A 20,886-nucleotide genomic window follows, 5' to 3' on the forward strand; every position below is an offset into this window, starting at 1 on the left:
CACTTGTAACATTTACCTTGAGAGTTTGCGCATGGCCTTTCCGGCGCCTCCGGCCATGGAGCCGATGGCGTTGCCGATGCCGCTTGTAGAGATAATCCAGGTGGAGATCACAGGAATCGGGAGCATGGCCAGCCCCCCGATGAGGAGGCTCACGATGTAGAAGCTGATGTTACCGGAGGGATAGGACACGTAGGCTAGGAACATTTCCTCATTCTCCAGCACGGCACGAAGTATCTCTATTTCCTTCATCAGCCCGTACTTCACCAGCACAAAGGAGATCGACATGACGATGTAGGCAATGGTGGAGTAGAGTCCCACCGCAATGTAGCGGCCCATCCACGTCAGGTAAGAGTCGCGGAAGCCCGGCAGGATGCTCAGCGCAAAGGCGAAGGGACCCAGGATCACGAGAATCCCGGCGAAGATGATCTGCAGAAAGAAGATGATGTAAATACAGACCTGATATATTAGAATTACAATATACTCTACTACCCGCATCATCGTGAAGTGCATCTTGGCCATAAGCATGAGGTAATAGCCCTTCATCTTGTTGAACATCGGCTCCAGGTCGATGCCCATCTTCTCCATCCAGTCCTTGTCCCGGGTTTCTGCCTGCACCTGCTCAAAGTCCGCACTGGAGTCTGATAATTTTATAGCGACAGAATCAATCAATGCCACTCTTTCAAGATGCATGTCATCGACCTGGTCTATCTGCTCTGAATACATCCCTTTGGCGCTGTCACGGACTACCGTTAAGGGGAAGTTGAGCACGTCCACAAAGCCGCTCCAGAAGATAATCACAAGCGCCAGGGCAAAGGGGCGGAACAGGGCCATGTAGCGCAGCTGCTCATCCCCCACCATCATCTTGTAAGCCTCCACCGCAAAGTACAGCAGCATCGCGATAGCGGCCACTGCCTGCGCGTCTGCAAGGAAGCTACCCGCTAAATCCTGTATGTTAAGAAACAACCCGTCAAATAAGTCAAAAATGGACCTGTCAATTAGCTCTCTCATTTGCTGGTGCTCTTTCTCTTCTTTTTGGGCGTAACTTGTGCAGACTTGTCCCTGGCGCTTCTCTTCCCATCAACCGCCTCCTGCTCTTTCCCCTTCGCTTTGACTTCCTTCATTGTGGGTAGGCATATGTGCGGTGCTATAATGATCGGTTTCTCCATGTTTGCTTTTATTTCGATAAGTTGTCGGCTGTTCTAAAAAGGTGAATGATGCGCCTGTAGTAGCCCCTCAGGGAGAGCAGGTCTGCCAGGTAGCCGCGGAAGGCCTCCCCTTTCACTGCATCATCCTCATAAGCCTCTTTTGTGAGATCGATATCCGCATTGATCCGGTCTTTTTCCTGCCGGAGCTTAAGGAGCATATCAAAGTCTACCCCTGCCGCAACAGCCTCGGCATTGAGCGCATCCAGTTCCGTATTCAGTGTAGCGATCTTATTACCGTAGAGGAGGTGGAAGCTTTTATTCAGGCTGCGGTCAGCCCCCTTGAACACCTCCTGCTCCCAGATCGTATGCACCTCCTCCTCTTCCTGCTTCGTTGCCTCCTCATTCAACTGTAGTGCTGCCATGGTGGGCAGCAGCTGGAGCATGTTCCGGCGGTCCTCTCCTTTGCGGTACTTGTTGTGGAAGAGGATGAAGTACCATTTCGGGTCAAACTTGTTCCAGCGTGTGATCACCTCCCGCTCCATCTGCCGGCGCACGTACTTACCGTCTACAATCGTCACAGGAGCCTGTGCCGCGCTCTCCTGTACAGTGAAGGCAAGAGAAAGAGCACACACACAGGAGAAGATATATCCTCTGGTCGGTCTGCCTTTTTCTGTTTTTTGCGAAAAAGCCCTGTACCCGCTTTTCACTGTTTCTTCAGTAAAAGTCTTAGTCATTCTTTTTTTCGATTTCTCGATAAAAGTGGGTGAGGTGCTTTTCGCGCATGATTGCGCATAAGTCTTTAAGAGTCCCACAGTCTTACTTTTTAATGGTCTTGTATTCATCCATCAAAGAGTTGATGATCGCCTGGCTGTTGTTGGGGTACTTCAGCCCGAGAGGGTTCATCGTTTTCAGCAGGCCGGCATGCTTGGCCACGCGCATCTTCCTCACTATGGAGTAAGAAAGGCCCCGCATGATGCGCAGTTCATCCACCACGTGGCGAATAAGGGAGAGGCGGTCCGCGTTCGTCATCAGGTTCACATCCGTGCCGATGACGGCTACCTGGTAGATGTAGGTGAACAGGTCGGCGGTGCGGTTCACCAGCTCGAGTTCCGTTTTAGCGGCGATAATCAGGAGCTCCGGGTCTCCCTGAGCAATGTCCATCATCTGCCCCTGATACTTGCCTATGTCCTGCGCAATGGTGGAAGCGTAAACAATGTTCTTGCTCTGCCCCACGATGGACTGAACAGACTTCAGCGAGTTGTACATCTTCTCCTCAAGCTCTTTAATCTGAATCATCTTATAGTTGATGGATTGCTGCGTGAGAGAGATTTCCGTCTCCTTGTCCTTTATGTCATTTAAGGCTGTCTGCTGCGCTGTGTGGTTCACCACGAGCGTTGACACTACCGCAGGGTCAAAGACAAGCTGCTGGGCTTGTGAGGAGGTCCACCCGAGGACCAGGGCGCTAACTAAGTACAGGTATTTTCTCATGACTCTTTGCGTTGATTAAGTTTGTGAATTCGTTTAGCTTCATACCCGACTCCCGGAAGTCCCGCACGAACATTTCCAGTGCCTGCCGGTAGGTGGGGTATCGGTCCAGGTAGACCTGAAGGGCCTCTTTCTCCCTTCGCTCTGTGGTGAAGGTGAGGTACTCGTAAATGGACACCTCCACGCCATACACTTCGCCGGTGCTGCCCCTTTTAATGTAGACTTCCTTGAAGCGACCGCGCCCTTCCTTGTTGTCGAGGTTGTTGATGGTGAAGATTTTCTTCTGCTCCACAGCGTTCAGGGAAAGCAGCCCGGCGATCGCTTCGAAGTTGTCCTTGAACTTGGTCTGGTCCAGCAGACAGAGGGTGTCCGAGTTGTTGACGATGCTGTTTTTCACGACGGCGTTGCCCAGGATGTCGTCCAGCTCCTGCGTCACCACCACCGCCTCCCCCCAGAACTTGCGCACGGTCTTGTAGACATAGAGGATATAACCCGCCATCAAGGGGCTGGCGATTGCCTTCCAGGCTTCCTCGATGATGAGCGCCTTGCGGTTTTTCTTGTGGCGCATCTTCTGCAGGAACACGTCCATGATGATGATCGTGGTGATCGGGAACAGGACCTTGTGCTCCTTGATCGCATCGATCTCAAAGACAATGAACTTCTCATCGAACAGCGTGGAGTCCATCGCGTTGTTTAAGATGGTACCGTACTCTCCGCCGATGCAGAATTTTTTGAGGATAAAGCGGTAACTGGTGATGTCAAAGGGAATAGCCTCCGCCTGCGTTATCTCGCCTATCTTCTCAACCGAAAACTCATAAAAGGACTGAAAGCCCAGGTAGCTGCTCTCCTTTCCTGACCGGTAGAAGTCCTCATAATAGGCCGCTATGACAGAGGAGAGCACACTGTCTTCTATCTGATTCACCGTACCGTCAGCGCCTTTCCATAAGAGGCTTACCAGTGACTTCAAAAACTCCCGCTTCTCTTCGTTGAACTCCTCCACTGAAATGCGGAAGGGGTTCATCGTGATAGGCTCCTCTTCTGAATAGGTGATGTACTTGCCCCCATAGTAGCGACAAAGGCCGCTGTAGCTGTGCCCTGTGTCCACTAAAATCACGTCTGTGTCCTGCAGGGCGTACTGCCGGATGAGGTGGTTCATGAAGAAAGACTTGCCAGCGCCTGAAGGACCCAGCACGAACTTGTTGCGGTTGTTCATGCGGTTGGTGTTGATGGGCATATCGCTGGTGTCGATGGCCACCGGGATGCCCTGACGGTCTGAGAAAAAGACCTGAAAGCCAGACTCCTCGTCTTTCAATAAACCTTCTTTAAAGAGCATGCAGATAGCCGCGTCCGATGTGGTTTGAAACTTATCGTAGGCCTTCAGCTCCGAGGCATTGCCCGGCAGGGAGCAGCGGAAAAGCTCCAGCTGGTTGTAAGCGTTATGAGAGGGGATGATGCCCAGCGAGAACAGCGCGCTCTCAATGTAATTCACCGCCCTGTCGATGTGCTGCTCACCGGCAGACACAAGTATGTTATAGTGCCCGTGCACAAGCAGCTGGTTGTCCTTTGCAATGTCAGCCATCACGCGGTCAATATCCTCCACCGCCAGATCATTGGCAGGGTCGGGCATGGAAATATGCCGCTTACGTTTGGCGATAAGCTTGTTGATCTCTGCCCTTTGGTCCGGGATCTGTATCACCTGGTTATAAATCACGCAGTCCGTGGCCGGGATCTTGTGCAGGAAGTGCATCATATCGACCGGCAGCGAAAAGCCCAGGTTAACGTCTGTGTGTGGCGTGATGGAGGCGGGGAAGTTGATCTCGTCAATGTCCACCAGGGAGATACTTTTAATCGTCCGCTTGCCTGATTTTATACCCTCTTCTGATGCGCTGAAGTTGTTGAGGCTGTAGACATCATCTGAGAAGTTAAAGGCCAGCAGGCGGCTGACAAGCCGTTTGATTTCCTTTTCTGTGAGCACCTCCGGATGAAAGCCCTTTGACTCCAGCAGCTCTACTACTTTGGTGATGTTGCGCTGAAAGGCTTTGAAGTCTTTCTCGTCATAGGTAAAGAAAGCCGAGCGCTTTACGTCCTTTGTTAAGGTCAGGTACGTGGTGATGGCGCGGTACTCCCTCCCTTCAAACGCCTCGTTGTACTTTTGGCTGAGGAAATCAGAAGAGGGCTGCCCTTTGAACTGCTTGCGCGCAAAAATATCCAGTTTTTGCAGGGTATACCCGGAGCCGAGCAGCTTGACGATGTTCGAAAACACGTAATGGAAGTCCGTGTAAGCATCCACATCGGCGGCGTACTGGAGCACCGGGTTGGTGATCCGTATGATGACGGAGTGGTCGCCTGCCTCATGGTAGAGAACATCATGCACATGACGGTCAACGCCAATATATGGCAAGGTAAATTTCTTGTTCTTCATGCGTTGGGGTGGATGGTGTGGCCGGTAAGGGCTAACGTCTGCGGTTCAGCCGGTTGGGGATGATGTACACTCCGGCAGATCTGGTCTTTGCATGCAGGCCTTTCTTCTGTCGGCTGTTCGTGTAGAGCAGTCCGGCGAAAGAAACGGCAAGCAGGGCGACAAACCCAGCGAGGAAGTTTACGGCAACGGTCAGGATTACAGCAGAGAGGAAACCTCCCAGCACACTTCCCATTGCCCAGTAGATATAGCGGCCTTTGAAGGATTTGAAGACAAGAGGCTGTTGCAGCCCCTTGTAAACATTGTATCCTGTGTTGTGCCTCTCGGAGGTCATGGCACTATACGCCGAAGAACGCCTTCACCACCACGCCCACCAGCATCAGGAACACGCAGGAGCCAAGCCAGCCCATCAGGGATTTCTGCACGTCCTGGTCGCCGGTGTTCCACTTGATGAACACGCGCACGCCGCCTACAAGGCCCACGATCGCGCCGATGACGATGATAAGGGTTCCAATCGGGTCAACGTAGGTGGTAAGCTCTGAGGAAGCCGCGTCTATTCCTGACACGCCCTGCGCCATACCCTGCTGCACTGCAGAAAGCAGTGCCAATGCCATGAAAGAAAGTCTCTTTTTCATAAAGCTGTTAAAATGAATTGTGTTGATTTAAAATATTGACTTGGAATATGATTTAGCGTCCTTCAGGAAGTCCTCCAAGGGAATCCCCTGCCCTTCCACTCTCAAAGCGGGCTCAGCCGCTACCTTTCTCTCTGCCGGATAAACTGCCGCCGGCTCTTCCTCCGGTTCGGCAGCGACCTCCTCAGGACCCTCCTCCTCGCCCATCAGCTCCCGCATGTTGTAGTGCACACCGCTCTGTGCAGGTGCCTTCTGTTTGCGTGAGAAGAATAGGTCGTAGAGGAAGTTTAGCACATAGTAAATGGCGTACGCTCCTATCACTACCCCGAAAAATGTACTCCATGCCATGGGTTTTTATTTTAAAGTAACACGTTGCTTTATGCGAGTATCAAAATATACGATTCAAGCATACATCAGTTTATTCTAATAGCTTATTGCTTCTTTTATCAATCAGTTCCTGCATAAGGTCCTTGTGCTTCTGAAAGAACTCGCGCAGCAGGCAACTCACCAGCAGGTTAGACCGGATTTTAAATTTCTTCCGGATCAGGTCCAGTACTTCAGCCGTTTCCTCATCGATGTAAACGGCGTTTCTTCCAAAGTCCAGCTCTTCCCGCGCAGCCTCTAATACCTTGAGTAAATGCGGGAAACCGCCCAACTCAAGCGTCCTGTCTATGTCCGGCACCTCCCGTTTGCCTGCAACCTTCATTTTGCCAGGCTCAGGACGCGCAGCACGTTCCTCCTTCACAGGCGGCAGTCCACGAACTGGCTCTACTGCTGCTGAAGGCGCATTTTCAGCCCCCATTTTGGCTTTTATGCTACTTAATAGTGAATTGTTCTTATTCATTGGTGGGTGCAATGTATACTACAATAGATTAAAGTCAAAAATAATATTCTTAAAAAGATTAAAAAGTTTTTAAGCAGTAAAAGAAAAACCCCTCAGAATAACATCCTGAGGGGTTTAAAGCCTGAGTATATGGTGTTTAGCTAATATATCTGTTGTATATGAAGTCAAAGGATTCCTGCACCACTTCCCGGGCTTCCGAACTGATGGACACCGTGTCAATGCGCTGCAGGGCCACCCGTTCTGCTATCTCCGGCGCGATTTCCCCGAAGGCTGCCATCGCTTCCCGGACCTTCTCCTTTGTCTCGTATTTGATAGCCTTGTTGAGTCTGGTAGGCAGGAAAACAATCTTGTTATCAGCATTCAGGTGCCGCGCTACCCTGGCAAACACGTGGGAGGATTCGAATACGGAACGCTCATAGGCGATCGGGCATATGATCAGGTCTGCGTCTTTGATAACAGAGAGGATCGTGTCATCGTCCAGCCTTCCCGGCATATCAATAATTACCTGCGTTTCGCCTTTCAGGGCTTCAAGGTCTGCGGCATACTTGGGGTAATCCTCCAGGTCAAGCTTGAGCACCTCGTAAAGCGGCTCGTTCTCGTACAGTTCCCGGTCCCTCTCCCACTTGGAGTATACCGTTTCCTGCTGGTCCATGTCGAAGATCACCACGCTCTCATTTTTCTCGAGCGCAAGGTAGTTGGCCAGCAGCACGCAGGTAGTGGACTTGCCTACCCCGCCTTTTTGATTAGCGATTACAATTTTCATATCATTTGTTTAGCGTTTCATCCTTCGTTTGTTCTTCCTGTCCTGCTGCGGCTCACGTGAGCCTTCCTGAGCCAATTGGGCCAGCATGGTGAGCATATCTCCTACGCCCCCACTGGAGTACGCTGCCTGCTGTGTGGCTGCCCTGCTGCGCGCTTCATCAAGTGACACCACGCCTGCCGCAGAGTAGTCAAGCTGGCGGCTGGTGAGTTCGTTCACAGGGTATATGGCCTTCTCCCTTTTGTCGATCAGGTAATGCTTGTTGTCCAGTTTGGCGATGCTCCACCCGTTGCTTTCCAGAACGTCGGGTAGCTGCCTGCCGTTGGCCAGCATACTGTTCAACCTTCCTGACGCGTACTCCCGGGCATCCTCATTCACCGGCCCGTTTATAGCAAGGCTATGGGGCTTTAGGTAGAATACCTGGCTAAGTATGCGCGCATCGGCTGCACTGGTGATAGCAAAGCTACGGGCCTGCTTAAGGCGCTCTTTCTGATACAGCCCTTTCATCACCATCTCATCCACCTGCAGACTTGGCTCAGCCTCTCCTTTTAGCTTCACCTCCCCGCGCTTGTTTACCGAGAAGCCTACCGCTTTCAGCTGGCTCTTAAACTCACTGAAGGTAATGTCCGTGTCCTTCGCCACCGCACCGATGATCCCCTGTGCAGAGGCTATTCTTTCCGGTCTGCTGACAGCTGTCATCAGCTCGCTTAGCTTCATCACCTGGGAGCCTTTGAGCACCTGCTTTTGCGCGTGGTCAATGATAGAGTAACCGTAAGGCTCCTGCTCTCCCTTTGCTTTGTGAAAGACGATCTCTACGCCGAACTTTGATTTCATGAACTCCTGGAAAGCTTTAGGCGCAAGCCCCGGCTTGTACTTTGTGAACAGGCTGTGAAGCTGCCTTATGCGCTCGTCAGGTGCCGTGTACTGCGCTATCTTTTGGCCGACGGTATCTTTATCCATCGAGCTAACCAGGCTGCCGTACTTGACGAAATCATACGTGCTGCCCTTCTCCCCTACCTTCACCCCGTTTGCCTCCAACAGCATCTTGAACTGCGCCGGTGTGGAGAAGCTATAGCCCATTGCCTTACTGACGTGCGCTTTTATTTCCTCGCCAACGTCCTGCAGCAGGATCTCTTTGATAGCCTTCTGTGATCGGGTTCGCTCAAAGGAGTCATCGATCTTTCTGCCTTCTTCATTGACGCGCGAAGAGACGATGTGCACGTGGTTGTTGGCCGTGTCTGAGTGGAAGTAGATCAGGTACGGGTTCTCTTGATAGCCCATCTTCTCCAGGTACTGTTCAGCAATGAACTTCAGCTCCTGCGCGTCCTTCTCCCTGCCCTCACACGATAGCACCGCATGAAACTGCGGATGCTTCACAGTTTGCACATGATCCTCGGATGTGGACCATGACTGAAAGTAACCTTTATAGTCAGTGTCCCCGATCCCGGAGCGGCCGGTCTGGAGCATGCCGAAGTTCTCTTCTGCCAGCAGCACGGCGGTGCCTTTCTTTACTTTGTCTTCATTGTAGTTCACCCCGGCAAACGAGCCGGAAGAGGAGAGTATCTTCACTATCATACACTGCCAAAAGTATAGCTTTCTACTTACACACAATCCGCATTACGCAATGCGCATTGCGGATTAAGGATTGCGCATTGTGCATTGCGTATTCCGCATTGCGGACCGTTAGCGGGTAACACGCAGGAAGGCCCTGATGGCTTTGACATAGGCATCCTCCACTTTCAGGAACTCCTCAAAGTGCTGGTTGTACTCCGCGATCACCTTCCCCTCCACCATGTTGTTCTTCTCCAGGTAGTGGGCGTAGCGGGCAATCTGATTGATGTTGTTGCCTATTCTTTTGAGCTCAGTCCCTGTTTTATCGATAGCCCGGAACAAGGGTTTCGGATTGAAGGCAGGCGCGTCATCAGCAGAGAATAGCTTCCTGCGCACATAGATGCTCACGTCCTTATAGCCCTGCTCTGCCGTCTGTTTCTTCAGGTCGTTGTGCTCCTGCTTTGTAAGCCTGACCTGGAGCACACTGTCCCGTTTCTCGTCGGATCCAAGCAGTGGCCTGCCGCCTCTGTAGCTCCAGTCTCTTTCGTCCTGTTCGTTTTCCATTTGGTATTTCTTTAAGATAATGAGTCGCGAATTATCTGCACCGAGCTTCCACTACGTGGGGAGCAAGGCAAGAGGTTTCTGTATATACATAAACACATCTTGCAATGTAAAACCCGAACGTATAAAATCATAGAAATGACAGCCATATTTTATGCCATATCCAGTTAGGGAGAACACCGAAGTTAACAAGTCAGGTTCTGTAATATTTCCAAGGAAATGATAATCTGAACAAAAGGGAAAGAAGAGCCAGGATAAAAAATCACAGCTTGAGATGAATAATTTTTTGGCGGCGAAGGGGAAGTGTAGCACTGGTACTCACTGAAATACATTTAAACTTTTATGCTTGAAATCTTACGTTTGCCACACCTGCCAGCTACTTATAAAAGAAGCTCACGAAGATGGCGAAACTTTCTAAAAGCACTGAGGGGCGGAACCTATCGTGCTGTTTGAAGGAATCAAAAGAGAGTCGATACAGTGGGTTGGAAACTTTTCACGAAGGTTGAAGTCCTGGCTTGAGGGTCGTGATGAGCGTTGAGCTATCTATAAGGAACGGTAGTGTAGTTGTATACCTCGGTTCCGGTGGCCTTGCGGATAGGACGATAATTTTAAAAGACGATTACTACCGGCACATGATAGGGCCTCTTCTGTTCATTCAGTTCAAATGCGCATTGCGGATTATGTATTGCGCAATGTGCATTGCGCATTGCGCATAAGGTTTCGCCTTTCCCACCACTTCTTTTTTAAATCTTCCTTCCCTTATAGATTCTTTTGAGGGAAAGCGAAACCAAAGTGAAGCCTTTCCCCTATCAAATAATCTCAATAGATTATTTCAATGAATATCAGTCGTTTCAAGCTACTCCGTAAAGCGTTGAGGCTCAGTTCAATATTTTATGATTACTCTGTTTACTATTGCACCCAGGTACGTAGTCACTGCACTCAGGTACGTAAAGTAGGTCCTTTTTCTGCACTCAGGTACGTAACCGCTGCACTCAGGTACGTAGTTGCAGAACCACTTAAGCCTGCAATGGGTTGAAAGGATTTTGCACTCAGGTACGTAAAGTATGTTACTTTAACCCCCAAGGTTTGCGCCTTTGGGCCATTGCACTCAGGTACGTAAATAATGACAAGAGCTTTCTGCACTCAGGTACGTAAAAAGTGACTATTCCCAGTCCTTATTCAGAGTGAATACGATCTTCGGTCCGTTCTGCCCCTGCTTGATTTCAAAGCTCTGCAGCAGGCCCAGCGCTTTCATAGTTTCAATGGCCTTGTCGGTGTACTGCTTTACCTTAGTCTTACGGCTCTCCTTCATCCACTTGTCGTTGAGCATCCAGTACAGCTTGTCTACTCCTATTTCGCAAGTGTATCGCTTATAGCTGTGCTCACGCAGGAGGTAATCCCGCAGCCTTAAAGTCGTTTCTGACAGGTTGTGAGATCCGTAGGCAAGGATGGTTCTTCTCAGCAGGTCGCTCGGGTAAAGAATGTACTTGCTATCGATCTGATGCTTAAAGATAGGGTTGAGCATGATGATGGTGTCCTGCTTGTCGCTGACCTCTTCACCGGTGGCGTCGTACTCCGTCTCACTGAACTGCAGGATCTGAATTAGGCTGTGGAATCCTTCAATCTTCCTTTCAGTCCTGCCCCCCCCGGCTTTAAAGATAGTTTCCTTATAACTTAGGAGGAACTTCTTCTGCTCCAGCTCACGCAGGATAGCCTTCACGTTATCAATATCCTTTCCGCCAACATACTCCCCCCCTTTATACTCCTTGGTGAGTTCATAAACGGTGAAGCCGATGATCGGGGCTTTTTCCTTCGTCCCGCCGTAGCGCACCATCCTGTGGGCCAGGTTCCCTGTGAAGTAGTCCTCGCTTTCGGTATCCGACGTCTGGCTTTTTTCATGAAGCAGCTTTGTCAGGCAATCGATGATCTTCTGTTCAGAGGGGTTCAGTTTGATGCCCTCCACTACCGCGCTTCGCTCTATACCCTCCACTTCTATGGAGCGCCTGGTCTCCGGGTCCAGCAGATCGAAAAGAAGCGGCAGCTGCTCTCCCTTCCCTTTTGGGGAGGCGTGCTTGAGCATCTGGTCAGTAAGGTGGCCGGACCTTTTGTACTTGCTGGTTTTGGGGGCGCGTACCTCCGGCAACCCCTCCTGTGGGGTATTAACGATGTCTAACTCATTAGCTGAGCCTAAGCCCGGTAAGCCATTGTTCGGTTGCTCATTCTCTTTATTCTTACTCATAACCGACTACGTTCCTCTTGAAATGGTGATAAGCTGTCATGTCCATTTGAATCTCAGACGGATCGGGGTAGATGCTAAATAGGTGCTCCCGTTCCATTTCTCTCCTCTTGCTCCCCTGCCTCGTGGGGACCTTCTTCTGCTGAGTGCTGTATTTGGACCAAAGGGCTTTGTCTGTCTGCACGTCTTTCATCACATCCTTCACCTTGTCCTGGTAAGTTTTCACTTTGAAATCCCGCTCCTCCATATAGTCCAGCAGCGCCTGAGCATAGCCCAGGGTGCGGCTCAGTTCCTTTTCAGCCTCACGTCTTACGCCAGCTATTGCCTTCAACAGAGAGGCGGTATCGGGTTTTTGAGAAGACTCAGCGCTCACCTCTACATAACCCTCCTGATCAATTTTAAGGTCAGCCAGCAGGAAGCTAGAATATGAAGCTGCCTTTTGAGCTATTCTTGTTCGTTCGGCTTTGTCCCTCGTCTCGTGGAGGATGAAGTTGGCAAGCTCCTCGGCCCGTTGGTATGCCTCCCACATCAGCGCGTATCCCCTTAAGTCGGATATATGCATCCTGTAGAGCACACGGCTCTGGTTAAGCACGTAAAGACCCGTGGTGACGGTCTGGTCAATCTTCCGGAACTGGTTGTACAGGCGCCGCTCCTGCGGCCTCTCAACGCTGCTGAGCAGTGCGTGGAAGTCCTCTTCGGAAAGAATAGGCTCTGATCCTGACTTCCTCCTGGCCACGTCCTCTGTGAGGAGCAAAACTTTCTCTTTCGCCGTTCCAGAACTGATTGTTTTCGTAATATCCTTCTTGTTCATGTAAGCGCTTTAATTTGCGTGCAGTGTCTTGCGTCTCTCATGGTATGCCTCAAAAGCATCAATAACGACTGAGTATGGCGCGTTGAGATCATTAGCAATGCTTCTCAGGTGGGGGCTAACTTTGTCGTAGCTCCTGAACGATATCACGTATCCTTCTCCTATGGCCCAAAGAATCATGGTTTGCTTATTGGCTTCCTCCCCTGAGGATCCCGTCCAGGATGGAGCTAACCCGAATCCGGCAGGCTCTACCTGCTGAAGATCAGATAAGACGGCACCGTCCTCTATGGCTTTCCGAAGGGCTCTGAGGTACTTAGACTCCCTGCCGTGCGTTACAACTGATGCCAGGGCCTCCCTGTCCTCTATTTCGGTAATACCGGACAAGTGGTCAATGCTTTCTATCTTACTTCCCTGCTGCGCCTCTATCGCGTCAAGGAAAGCCTCTAGCGTCCACAACTCCTGCCTGCTTACGGCAGAGTCATAGACGGTTTGCCACGTCTGCCCCTGGGAAAGCAGTGCTTCTATTTCCTGTCTTACCTGTACATACCTCAGGTATTCCTTTTCAATCAGGTCAAACTCAGTGGTGTCTCTCAAATAGCCCATCACCTTGTCTACTGGCAGGCCTTTCCCTTTAAAAAGCTGAAGTGTTGGCTCAAAGGTTTTTTCTAAGGAAGGGGCATCAGCAACACGCTCGATGCGGAAGTGTTTCTTACTCATTTTCTACCCCCAAAAAATCCTTTATGGCTTTCTCCGTGATCAGGATAGGGCGGCCGATCCGCTTCCCCTTGAGTTTGCCGTCCCTTACATAGGAGCGAACCGTCTGGGGGGTGAGATGAAGCGCGTCAGCTGTCTCAGTCACGGTGTAGAACTTGATGTTTTCTATAACTGTTGGCATAGCTCTATTTCTTTGGTACTGGTTTTATTTCTCCCGCCTTCTTCTCGTACTTCTCCACGTACTCCTGCAGGGCGGTGCCGATTACGTCTTTAATGAGCACCCTGTCCCAATAGGCAATCGCTTTGCACTTTTCGAGAAGGTCCTCATTAACAATGAAAGTGGCGCGGGTCTCGCTCTCTTTTGTGCCTTCCTGTGAAGTTTTAGTTACCTCTTTTGTCGATGTCTTAGGCCTGCCCCTCTTAGTCGGTTCTTCATTGGATTCTCCTATCAGGGAGCTTAAACCGCCACTCATGGGCATGTTCTTCTTAAAGTCTTTTGCCATAAATTGATGTTATTGCGTTTACTTATGTTATTTAATAATATGCATAAACATAGTAAACAGTGATTACTTCTTATTTAGGATTTCCTTGCTCAGGGCCATATAGTCTTCAGCACCGTTGCTCTTCGGGTTGTATCGGAAGATATCCTGCCCTACAGCTGGTGCCTCGGCCAGTGCGATGTTGTCCCGTATCTTTGTGTTGAATACAGCACCGTTAAAGTGCTCGTTGATGGTTTCAAACACATTCCGGTTTAAAACCTTTCGGCCGTCGAACTGCGTGATGAACACGCCGCCTATCTTTAGGTTCTTATTGAGCCTCTTCTGAATTTTCTCTATTACTTCCAGTAGCTTTGAAAGCCCTTGCATCGCCAGAAACTGTGCCTGCAGCGGGAGTATTACTTCATCGGATGCAGTAAAAGCATTCAGCGTGAGGAGGCCCAAAGAAGGGGGACTGTCAATAAGGATGTAATCGTACTTATCACGCAGCGGATCAATAAGCTCTTTCAGAATATACTCTCTGCCAGCTTCTCCACTTAGCTCGATTTCAGCTCCTGAGAGGTCCAGCGTTGAAGGCACCACATCCAGCCCTTTTACTATCTCCACAGGTGTTAGAGGATAAGCGCCTCTGATAGACCCGTAGATGGTCTTCTCTGGCTCTATGACGCCTAGACTCTGGCTAAGGTTAGCCTGAGGATCCAGGTCAATTAACAGGATTCTCTTTTTTTGTTGGTTCAGGGCTGCCCCGATATTAACCGTTGAGGTCGTTTTCCCGACACCTCCTTTGTGGTTACTAATAGTAATGACTTTACCCATGTTTTTATGTTTACTAATATTATTTTGTTTATTAAGATTATCAAGGTTACATAGTATACACTTCTGAATAGGAGGCATGGGAGTTGCTGATTTTCCCGCTGTTGCCATGGAAGGACCATAAGTCTTCCGTACCGACCTCTCCCCCCCTGTTCTTTAGAACAGTCGTGTAGATAGTGTCTCTGCTGTCGCAGCCCTTGCTGTTTATTTCCCTAAGCTCAGCATCCGTTGCGATGGGCTTGAAGTTGTTGTTCCAGAACCCGACGATCAGGTTGGCCACGCGTTCAATGTCTCCGGCCTCGCTGATCTTGGTTGGGTGGATCTTCAGCTGGCTTGTCACCTCGCGGTTAAACTGTGCACCGAGTATAATAGGCAGCCCGGTTTCCACGGAGAGGTCCTTCAGGTCAAGGCAGATCTGCTTTAGCTCTTCCTGCCGTGAAGGGAACTTGAAGCCTGTTCCCTTTCTGAGCAGCTGCATGTAGTCGATGAACACGCCTCCTATATTTGTTGTCTTGTGAAGGTAGGTGATGGCCTGTAGGAGTGTGTCGGAGTCATACCCGGAGTAGTGGACGTTTAGCCTTCTTGGGGTCACCAGCTCGTTAAAGAACCGCTGCCGGGCACTGTGGAATAAAGAGGCGTTACCAGGTGTGAAGTACCGTTCATCGCCGGATGTGTAGAAATCCTTTATTCTCTTCCGGTTATTATCTGCGACAGGTCTGCCGATGTAAGTGTTTAGTGCATTTATAAGGATGCTGTCTGCGTCCTCCTCATAGCTGAAAATATGGAACTCCTTGTTTGGGTAGGCCTCCACAACATTCAGTGCAACGTTCACCAGCACAGTGGTCTTACCGTGTGAGGTAGGGGCAGCGAATATACTGATGGCCCCGGAAGGCAGGAGCAGGTCCTCGCCGCCTATACTGTAGCCCGTTGCAAGGCTATCGGGCTTGCTGCGCTGCCTTTGGGTAATATCCGCTTCCTTTACAGGCAAAAGCAAGCTGCTGAACTCTACTTCACGGCCTTTAGCTTTTATTTCAGTGCTGCGCCTGGAAAGCAGATCGAGTGCTTTGTTTACGTCTCCTTTCCCCTGCAGGCCCTTGACATCCTCTAGCAGTTTTTTGAATTCCTGTTCTTGCTTAGCCCTATCTTCTTTGTACTGGAGGCGGTCCACCGTTGCGGCCATGCTCTCGGTGGTAATACCGTAGTGACTGATGCCCCCGTGCGTGATGAAAAGACGGATATAGATGTCGCGTTCTACAGGCCGTTTTATCTTCACAGCCGCCGCTACCACCTCATCCAGTAAGTTGTCAATGTCTTTAGCCTCCAACGTGCCTTTCTCTTCCTCTACGGCCCCGTATTTTGCCATAATAGACTGTAGCCGGTATTCATAGGAAGGGGAGGCGCTGCGTATCACCTCCCGGAGCGCCTCTACTCCAGCTTCTTTCAGCAGCCGGTCTGGGTCTGTCTTGCCGTTGCCCAGATCCGGCAGAGTGGCAACGTACACTTTGAGCGCTTCCTCTTGATCCAGGACATCCAGCGCCCGCATGATCTTCCTTGCTATTTCATCCTGCTTCTTTGCGTCCTCCTCATAATCAAAGCAGAGCGTGATAGCGCGTGCACCCTTGCGCTTAGCATCCTGCACCTGCTCAGGGTTGATAGATGAACCGCCCGTGGCCACCACATTGTCTATCGTCTTCACTGTGGCATGGAGGCTGTCGAGTTCTCCCTCTACGACAACAAGGTCTTTATCACCCTTGAGTGAAGAAATGTTGAAGAAGCCTCCGAGCTTATCCAGCCCGGGGTTGTTGAGGTACTTGGGTTTTACCTGCTCGTCAAGTGCCCGGAACTTGAAGCCCTTGATGGAGCCGCCGCTGCGGTAGGGGAGAGTGAGTTGGTGGGTGGTGCCGATTCTGGTCTCAGGTCTGATGCTAGCCTGCATGACACCGAAAGCATCCTCAATGTCCGAGAGCTGGTGTTTTTTATCGCCTTGCAGGTGGTTGTACAGCTTCTGCAGGGAGGGAATGTAGCCTAGCTCCATTTGCTTTACTTCATCAGCCGTATAGCCTCGTTTATCCAGGTATTCTCTGTAGCGAACGGCAGCGGGGGAGTTCACCAGGCAAAAAGCGAAGTAGCTGTTGGCATCCTCTAAAACAGCAGCCCTCTGACGGTACTTTTTGAAGGCATCTTCGTCATATTCGTTCCCGCCCGGCATCTCTATTCCCGCAACACTGGCAAGCTTCCGGAGTGCTTCTACAAGCGTTGAATTGTCGCGTTTGATTACATAATCCACGAGTGTAAGGCTGTCGCCTCCGTGTTCCATTATCCTGCCGGGTACCTTTTTGCTGATAACGGTTTTATCTTTCCTGTCCCGATGCGGTTCACCAAACAGGTAGGCCTGGCTTCTCCAGCCGTATCTGTACTGCTCAAACCGATGTTCCGGAAAGGCAAGGCTTACGTGATCGTACAGGGAAGGATAAAGTTCATCGTTTATCCAGGAGGTAACATCACTCATATGATTAGGATTACTTTGATTACTGTGTTTACTTAGTAATAACAGAAATGTACTTTTCGCCCTTTTGTCCGAGCAGCATGAAGCGGTAGGCCATCAGGCCGTATGATACTCCAAAATCACTACAGAGCCTGTCGTAGGCTTTATTGTCGGACAGGTCTAATGTTTTTAGCCTTTCAAGCAGTATTTCCTCTGGTATCAGCAGGAAGGCGGCAAAGGAATTCGCCTCACTTTCCTGCTGTCTGTCTTCGTCTTGGTTATCCATGGGTAGAGGAATTTGTACAGGCTTTTATTTTACTGTTTACTGTAGTATATCCGTAAATATAGACGAATAATATATACTTCCAAAAGAATCGATATTGTTTATATTACTGTTGTTATTAAGATTACTATTATTACCTATGTTACTAAATAAACAGTAAACAACTTTATCCCTTGCTGCACCTTCCTTGAATATTTTAAGTATAACATAAAATAGTTAAATTGTAAGTAAACAGTAAATAGTGGCTGCCATGAAGAAGCGAATCAGATCAACGCCATATTTATTATTTCTGCTTGTCATTCTAACAATGTTGGGTGTAACGGCATGTAGGAATAGCGACTCTCCCTCCGCAACTGAAGCTATTCAGGAAACTGGTGTTAGAGAACTACCGGATGGCCAACAGGTTACCAAAGAAGGTTCAAGCATAGTAGCTACACAGGATACTACTGCTCATGAAACTGCTGATAAGGAAATCCAAAACGACGCATGGGGCTTTTTAACTGATACTACTGATTCAGATAATGATGGTGTACTAAACTTTAAGGATTTATGTCCAGAGGACGCTGGTGGTGGTAAGTACGGATGCCCGGATACTGACGGGGACGGATTGATAGACATTTGGGATGTTTGTCCTATCGTTGCAGGGCTGTCTGAGAGGGAGGGGTGCCCAGAACCTGATGAAGAGACAAAACGACTGATTGAGGAGAAAGTACGGATAGAGTTTGAGCAGGATCTACTACAAGAGCCTTACAAGATTCTATTAGATAGTTTAGCAGTAGAGATGATTCATTCCTCTGATTTTGGACTAATTATCCAAGGCGGAGCAGAACAAGTAGATTCGGTAGTCTATAATCTTGCTCTGTCTAATGCAAGAGCACAGAAAGTGAAAGATTACCTTGTTCAGCAAGGAGTTGATGATAGTCTTATAACTATATATGGAACCCCTCAATATATCGAGAGAGAGCTGGTTTATGGTAACACAAAATACAATAAGTATGATGGCCCCATGAAAAGAAGAGTTTCCTTCTATTTCTGGAATAATACCTTGGATCCGGTAGATGAATACTACGGCGGGTTAACTGAAGAAGAGCTTAGTTTTGGGTTTGGTGAAGAAGATGCTTGGGGTGAAGGTTTGGGTTTTGGCGATGATACAGACAGTAACGTAGATATTAGCATTGAAGAGGAGATAAGTGTACCTCCATCTAAGCAAGAGCCAAATATTTACAAAATTGAGAAGGGAAACTTAGCTCATTTTGTTCCCAGCCCTATGAAAGTGGATTCAACTGTGTTGGTGTCGTTGGTGATATCAAAAGGCCTGCCGGTTGACAAATTAATAAAGAGTTTAACAAACACCACCACATTTAAGGTTAACCCAGACACCTCAAGGTTAATCGTAAAAAAAGGAATCGAAGTTTCAAGGCAGATGAAAGCAAGATTTTTCGCAGTCGATGGGGCTGCTTTCCGCATCAAGCTACAATCAGAGGAGATTCAACAGGTAGAATTGGGACATGCTGCTGAGACAAAATGGGTTTGGTCTGTTACACCCTTAAAGGCTGGCAAGCATAATCTGATAATGAAGGCTTCCATTATGTTTTATGATTTCGGAGAAAAGGTGTGGCGTGAATTTGATGTCTATGATGGAGTAGTACCTGTTGTAGCAGTTGAGGGCACTAATATGGTTGCTGGAATAGATAACTTGAAACTTGCTCCAGGATCAAATGCGACAACGATTACAGAGCCGGAGAAAGAACCTTCAAAGTGGAAGAAGTTTAGTGTCTTTATGAAAGACAACTGGGAATGGATAGCTGGAGTTTTAGCGATGATAGGAGGGGCTGCCACTTGGACTTATAGTACCTTTTTTAAGCAGAAAGAACCAGCTCCGGAAGTGAATCAGCCGAGAGTTAGAAGGAGAAAAGTGATATAATATGTTACTATAGTTACTAAGTAAACATTATAATACCGTATTACTTAATAATACCTGTTTCTGTTGTTTATTAAGCTTTTTAGGGAATCAGTAAAAAAAACACAAAAGGGAGGAAGAGTAGGAAAGGGGCCACTGTAGGGGGATTGCAATATGTAGCGGGGTATTGCTTACTATTGCAGGATAACCAAATAATAAGCTATATGACAGCCGCAGACATTAAAGTAGGTGACGCTGTTCACGCCAAAAAAGCCCGCCAGCGGATGATGAGAGTAGTCGAAGTTCTACCAGGACCAGAAATAAATTGTCGCATGCCAGACGGGCGGGAAGTAGCCTTTGACCCTGAAGACCTGGAGAGGGCAGGGGCGTAGATCAACTGCGGACCCTTATGATGTCCTCCAGTCGGGTAGTGAAGCAGGGGGATACATTCTCCTGCTTCAGCGCCCACTCTTCTTTTATGCCCTGCACACCGTAGCGCACGCTCTTATGGCCGAACCTGTCCCTCAGGCTGTCGAGCGCCCTCATCAGCTTCATGTCCCGGTCAATGTTGGGGCTGCACAATAGATTAAGCTGCACCTGGTTATCAGGAACGATATCCTGCAGGATGATGCCCGCCTTCTTATAGCGGTAGCCTTCCCGGTAGATGCTTTGCAAGGCTCCTGTAGCGTAGCGTAGCAGCTCCAGTTCGCTGGAAGTGGGGCAGTCGAGCTTTATAGTTCTGCTGTTGAAGTAGCACTGGCCAGGATCATTAAAACGGCTCGTCTGCAGGAACACCGTCAGCACACCGGCACAGCTCTTCTGTGACCGGAGCTTTGAGGCACAGCGGACGGTGTGGGTGGCCAGTGCGCCTCTTATGTCTCCCAGCTCAGTGAGCGTCTTGCCGAAGCTACGGGAGGTGCAGATGTTCTGCTTGGCAGCAGGGACCATCTCCAGGTCTATGCAGGACATGCCCCTCAGTTCGCGCACTGTCCGCAGCCCTACTACCGTAAGATGCTTTCTGGCGAAGGCATCCGTCACGTTTCGCAGGTGCCATGCCGTGGTGATCCCGAACGCTGCCAGTTTGCGGGTGTACCTCGGCCCTATGCCCCACACGTCGGCTACTTCTGTGCGCTTGAGTGCCTCTTCTATGTGCCGCTCGTCCGTGAGCACCAGAACTCCGTTCGCCTTCGCAGACTTTTTGGAGATCCTGTTCGCAACTTTGGCCAGCGTTTTAGACGGTGCCACGCCAACAGCTACCGGAATACCCGTCCACCGCTTGACAGTTTCTTTGATGGTTCTGGCGTACTCGTTTAGATCCACATTGTAGAAGTCGCCCAGGTCAAGGAAGCTTTCATCGATAGAGTATATTTCGAGGTTAGGGGTGAAGCGAGAGAGCGTTTCGACCACGCGCCGGGACATGTCCCCATACAACTCATAGTTGCTGCTCAGCACCTTTATATCGTGCCTCCTGACGAGGTCTTTTATTTCGAAGGCAGGAACGCCCATCTTTATACCCAATGCCTTTGCTTCGTTACTTCGGGCAATCACAGCCCCGTCGTTGTTGGAGAGCACAACAACCGGCCTTCCCTCCAGCTCAGGGTTGAAGACGCGCTCACAGGAGGCGTAGAAGTTGTTGCCGTCTACTATAGCGAAGAGTGAAGTCATATAGCCTGCTTTTACGAGCAATATTAGCAAATCTATATCTAAAACTAATATAGTTAGCAACACAAGCTGTAACAAGGTGAAACAGAGG

23 protein-coding genes are annotated in these 20,886 nt (G+C 49.5%); 2 read left to right on the forward strand and 21 right to left on the reverse strand.

What is annotated here, in order from left to right:
• Positions 1-12: 12 nt before the first annotated feature.
• From CHB92_RS07380 to CHB92_RS07470, 20 genes are all read right to left on the reverse strand, one after another.
• On the reverse strand, positions 13-1,008 hold the full coding sequence (locus CHB92_RS07380) for a plasmid transfer protein (protein ID WP_089318551.1): 996 nt from the start codon (positions 1,006-1,008) through the stop codon (positions 13-15).
• Entirely contained in the window at positions 1,005-1,166 is a 162-nt protein-coding gene (locus CHB92_RS25765) for a hypothetical protein (RefSeq protein WP_179222983.1), read from the reverse strand. Before CHB92_RS25765 ends, CHB92_RS07380 begins: the two co-directional genes overlap by 4 nt.
• 8 nt (positions 1,167-1,174) lie before the next feature.
• The gene (locus tag CHB92_RS07385; protein WP_089318552.1) at positions 1,175-1,879 is read right to left on the reverse strand and encodes a hypothetical protein; all 705 of its coding nucleotides are present in this window, start codon (positions 1,877-1,879) and stop codon (positions 1,175-1,177) included.
• 82 nt (positions 1,880-1,961) lie between these two features.
• Complete coding sequence (locus CHB92_RS07390; protein ID WP_089318553.1) at positions 1,962-2,633, reverse strand: plasmid transfer protein; 672 nt, start codon at positions 2,631-2,633, stop codon at positions 1,962-1,964.
• Entirely contained in the window at positions 2,608-5,052 is a 2,445-nt protein-coding gene (locus tag CHB92_RS07395) for a TraG family conjugative transposon ATPase (protein ID WP_089318554.1), read from the reverse strand. Before CHB92_RS07395 ends, CHB92_RS07390 begins: the two co-directional genes overlap by 26 nt.
• A gap of 31 nt (positions 5,053-5,083) precedes the next feature.
• Positions 5,084-5,383, reverse strand: a complete 300-nt coding sequence (locus tag CHB92_RS07400; RefSeq protein ID WP_089318555.1) for a DUF4133 domain-containing protein — start codon at positions 5,381-5,383, stop codon at positions 5,084-5,086.
• 4 nt (positions 5,384-5,387) lie between these two features.
• Complete coding sequence (locus CHB92_RS07405; protein WP_089318556.1) at positions 5,388-5,684, reverse strand: DUF4134 domain-containing protein; 297 nt, start codon at positions 5,682-5,684, stop codon at positions 5,388-5,390.
• A gap of 27 nt (positions 5,685-5,711) precedes the next feature.
• Positions 5,712-6,029, reverse strand: a complete 318-nt coding sequence (locus tag CHB92_RS07410) for a hypothetical protein (protein ID WP_089318557.1) — start codon at positions 6,027-6,029, stop codon at positions 5,712-5,714.
• A gap of 70 nt (positions 6,030-6,099) precedes the next feature.
• Positions 6,100-6,525, reverse strand: a complete 426-nt coding sequence (locus tag CHB92_RS07415; protein ID WP_106219082.1) for a hypothetical protein — start codon at positions 6,523-6,525, stop codon at positions 6,100-6,102.
• Between the two features lie 136 nt (positions 6,526-6,661).
• Positions 6,662-7,288, reverse strand: coding sequence for a ParA family protein (locus CHB92_RS07420; RefSeq protein ID WP_089318559.1), 627 nt, complete (start codon positions 7,286-7,288; stop codon positions 6,662-6,664).
• 9 nt (positions 7,289-7,297) lie between these two features.
• Positions 7,298-8,860, reverse strand: a complete 1,563-nt coding sequence (locus tag CHB92_RS07425; protein ID WP_089318560.1) for a relaxase/mobilization nuclease domain-containing protein — start codon at positions 8,858-8,860, stop codon at positions 7,298-7,300.
• A gap of 108 nt (positions 8,861-8,968) precedes the next feature.
• Positions 8,969-9,400 (reverse strand): plasmid mobilization protein, encoded by a 432-nt coding sequence (locus CHB92_RS07430; RefSeq protein WP_089318561.1) that lies wholly within the window; start codon positions 9,398-9,400, stop codon positions 8,969-8,971.
• Between the two features lie 1,159 nt (positions 9,401-10,559).
• Positions 10,560-11,636, reverse strand: coding sequence for a hypothetical protein (locus tag CHB92_RS07435; protein ID WP_089318562.1), 1,077 nt, complete (start codon positions 11,634-11,636; stop codon positions 10,560-10,562).
• Positions 11,629-12,444: a hypothetical protein gene (locus CHB92_RS07440; RefSeq protein ID WP_089318563.1), complete on the reverse strand. Its 816-nt coding sequence runs from the start codon at positions 12,442-12,444 to the stop codon at positions 11,629-11,631. The genes CHB92_RS07435 and CHB92_RS07440 overlap by 8 nt, the downstream gene beginning before the upstream one ends.
• 9 nt (positions 12,445-12,453) lie before the next feature.
• A complete protein-coding gene (locus CHB92_RS07445; protein ID WP_089318564.1) occupies positions 12,454-13,158 on the reverse strand; it encodes a hypothetical protein in 705 nt (234 codons plus the stop codon).
• On the reverse strand, positions 13,151-13,336 hold the full coding sequence (locus CHB92_RS07450) for a helix-turn-helix domain-containing protein (RefSeq protein WP_089318565.1): 186 nt from the start codon (positions 13,334-13,336) through the stop codon (positions 13,151-13,153). Before CHB92_RS07450 ends, CHB92_RS07445 begins: the two co-directional genes overlap by 8 nt.
• A gap of 4 nt (positions 13,337-13,340) precedes the next feature.
• The gene (locus CHB92_RS07455) at positions 13,341-13,658 is read right to left on the reverse strand and encodes a hypothetical protein (RefSeq protein WP_089318566.1); all 318 of its coding nucleotides are present in this window, start codon (positions 13,656-13,658) and stop codon (positions 13,341-13,343) included.
• A 63-nt stretch (positions 13,659-13,721) separates the two neighbouring features.
• Positions 13,722-14,468, reverse strand: coding sequence for a ParA family protein (locus CHB92_RS07460; RefSeq protein WP_089318567.1), 747 nt, complete (start codon positions 14,466-14,468; stop codon positions 13,722-13,724).
• Positions 14,469-14,514: 46 nt separating this feature from the next.
• Positions 14,515-16,974, reverse strand: a complete 2,460-nt coding sequence (locus tag CHB92_RS07465) for a DnaB-like helicase C-terminal domain-containing protein (protein WP_089318568.1) — start codon at positions 16,972-16,974, stop codon at positions 14,515-14,517.
• A gap of 28 nt (positions 16,975-17,002) precedes the next feature.
• Positions 17,003-17,236, reverse strand: coding sequence for an ImmA/IrrE family metallo-endopeptidase (locus CHB92_RS07470; RefSeq protein ID WP_089318569.1), 234 nt, complete (start codon positions 17,234-17,236; stop codon positions 17,003-17,005).
• A gap of 247 nt (positions 17,237-17,483) precedes the next feature.
• Between CHB92_RS07470 and CHB92_RS07475 the strand changes: the two genes are divergently transcribed.
• Both CHB92_RS07475 and CHB92_RS25770 read left to right on the forward strand, forming a co-directional pair.
• Positions 17,484-19,157: an OmpA family protein gene (locus CHB92_RS07475; protein WP_089318570.1), complete on the forward strand. Its 1,674-nt coding sequence runs from the start codon at positions 17,484-17,486 to the stop codon at positions 19,155-19,157.
• Positions 19,158-19,357: 200 nt separating this feature from the next.
• A complete protein-coding gene (locus CHB92_RS25770; RefSeq protein WP_179222984.1) occupies positions 19,358-19,525 on the forward strand; it encodes a hypothetical protein in 168 nt (55 codons plus the stop codon).
• A gap of 1 nt (position 19,526) precedes the next feature.
• On the opposite strand, the gene CHB92_RS07480 is transcribed toward CHB92_RS25770, so the two are convergent.
• On the reverse strand, positions 19,527-20,798 hold the full coding sequence (locus tag CHB92_RS07480) for a Y-family DNA polymerase (protein WP_089318571.1): 1,272 nt from the start codon (positions 20,796-20,798) through the stop codon (positions 19,527-19,529).
• Positions 20,799-20,886 lie beyond the last annotated feature (88 nt).

Source organism: Pontibacter ummariensis, from assembly GCF_900188175.1.
GTDB classification, from domain to species: Bacteria; Bacteroidota; Bacteroidia; order Cytophagales; family Hymenobacteraceae; genus Pontibacter; species Pontibacter ummariensis.

Coding starts and splice junctions, on each gene's coding strand:
- CHB92_RS07380 (WP_089318551.1), bottom strand. CDS start 1,008: ATGAGAGAGCTAATTGACAGGTCCATTTTTGACTTATTTGACGGGTTG.
- CHB92_RS25765 (WP_179222983.1), bottom strand. CDS start 1,166: ATGGAGAAACCGATCATTATAGCACCGCACATATGCCTACCCACAATG.
- CHB92_RS07385 (WP_089318552.1), bottom strand. CDS start 1,879: ATGACTAAGACTTTTACTGAAGAAACAGTGAAAAGCGGGTACAGGGCT.
- CHB92_RS07390 (WP_089318553.1), bottom strand. CDS start 2,633: ATGAGAAAATACCTGTACTTAGTTAGCGCCCTGGTCCTCGGGTGGACC.
- CHB92_RS07395 (WP_089318554.1), bottom strand. CDS start 5,052: ATGAAGAACAAGAAATTTACCTTGCCATATATTGGCGTTGACCGTCAT.
- CHB92_RS07400 (WP_089318555.1), bottom strand. CDS start 5,383: ATGACCTCCGAGAGGCACAACACAGGATACAATGTTTACAAGGGGCTG.
- CHB92_RS07405 (WP_089318556.1), bottom strand. CDS start 5,684: ATGAAAAAGAGACTTTCTTTCATGGCATTGGCACTGCTTTCTGCAGTG.
- CHB92_RS07410 (WP_089318557.1), bottom strand. CDS start 6,029: ATGGCATGGAGTACATTTTTCGGGGTAGTGATAGGAGCGTACGCCATT.
- CHB92_RS07415 (WP_106219082.1), bottom strand. CDS start 6,525: ATGAATAAGAACAATTCACTATTAAGTAGCATAAAAGCCAAAATGGGG.
- CHB92_RS07420 (WP_089318559.1), bottom strand. CDS start 7,288: ATGAAAATTGTAATCGCTAATCAAAAAGGCGGGGTAGGCAAGTCCACT.
- CHB92_RS07425 (WP_089318560.1), bottom strand. CDS start 8,860: ATGATAGTGAAGATACTCTCCTCTTCCGGCTCGTTTGCCGGGGTGAAC.
- CHB92_RS07430 (WP_089318561.1), bottom strand. CDS start 9,400: ATGGAAAACGAACAGGACGAAAGAGACTGGAGCTACAGAGGCGGCAGG.
- CHB92_RS07435 (WP_089318562.1), bottom strand. CDS start 11,636: ATGAGTAAGAATAAAGAGAATGAGCAACCGAACAATGGCTTACCGGGC.
- CHB92_RS07440 (WP_089318563.1), bottom strand. CDS start 12,444: ATGAACAAGAAGGATATTACGAAAACAATCAGTTCTGGAACGGCGAAA.
- CHB92_RS07445 (WP_089318564.1), bottom strand. CDS start 13,158: ATGAGTAAGAAACACTTCCGCATCGAGCGTGTTGCTGATGCCCCTTCC.
- CHB92_RS07450 (WP_089318565.1), bottom strand. CDS start 13,336: ATGCCAACAGTTATAGAAAACATCAAGTTCTACACCGTGACTGAGACA.
- CHB92_RS07455 (WP_089318566.1), bottom strand. CDS start 13,658: ATGGCAAAAGACTTTAAGAAGAACATGCCCATGAGTGGCGGTTTAAGC.
- CHB92_RS07460 (WP_089318567.1), bottom strand. CDS start 14,468: ATGGGTAAAGTCATTACTATTAGTAACCACAAAGGAGGTGTCGGGAAA.
- CHB92_RS07465 (WP_089318568.1), bottom strand. CDS start 16,974: ATGAGTGATGTTACCTCCTGGATAAACGATGAACTTTATCCTTCCCTG.
- CHB92_RS07470 (WP_089318569.1), bottom strand. CDS start 17,236: ATGGATAACCAAGACGAAGACAGACAGCAGGAAAGTGAGGCGAATTCC.
- CHB92_RS07475 (WP_089318570.1), top strand. CDS start 17,484: ATGAAGAAGCGAATCAGATCAACGCCATATTTATTATTTCTGCTTGTC.
- CHB92_RS25770 (WP_179222984.1), top strand. CDS start 19,358: ATGACAGCCGCAGACATTAAAGTAGGTGACGCTGTTCACGCCAAAAAA.
- CHB92_RS07480 (WP_089318571.1), bottom strand. CDS start 20,798: ATGACTTCACTCTTCGCTATAGTAGACGGCAACAACTTCTACGCCTCC.